The sequence below is a fragment of the Paraburkholderia sp. J94 genome (genome assembly GCF_905220285.1).
Lineage (GTDB): Bacteria > Pseudomonadota > Gammaproteobacteria > Burkholderiales > Burkholderiaceae > Paraburkholderia > Paraburkholderia tropica_A.
In genome coordinates this window covers 1-541 of record NZ_CAJMZH010000054.1, presented here as the reverse complement: position 1 = coordinate 541, position 541 = coordinate 1, and the positions used below count along the sequence as shown (strand labels likewise).

The following is a 541-nucleotide window of genomic DNA, read 5'->3' as shown; positions in this document are numbered from 1 at the left end:
GGCCGATGCGGTGCTGTATGACTCGTCGGCACACAATTCGGTGACGCTGGGCGGCACGGGCGCAAGCTCGAACGTGAAGCTGAGCAACGTGGCGGCTGGCACGCTGTCGTCGACGAGCACCGATGCGGTGAATGGTTCGCAGCTGTACGCGACGAACAACAACGTCACGAGCGTCACGAACACGGTGAACAACATCGTGAACGGCGGCGGCATCAAGTACTTCCACACGAACTCGTCGCTGGGCGATTCGGTGGCGACGGGTACGAACTCGACGGCGATTGGTCCGGTAGCAACGGCTGGCGCAGCGAACGCGATCGCGATCGGCAACGGCGCGAATGCGTCGACGGCGAACTCGGTGGCGCTGGGCAACGGCGCAACCACGGCTGCGGCTGTGGCGACGCCCAATGGCGTGATCGGTGGCACGACGTTCACCTATGCAGGCACGACGCCGACCGGCGTGGTGAGCATGGGCGCGGCAGGCGCTGAACGTCAGGTGACGAACGTCGCGGCGGGTCAAGTGACGTCCAGCAGCACCGACGCG

1 pseudogene is annotated in these 541 nt (G+C 65.6%); it reads left to right on the top strand.

Features of this window, described 5'->3' with window-relative positions:
• A pseudogene (locus U4Y88_RS37610) lies at positions 1-541 on the top strand (adhesin); the annotation flags it as partial.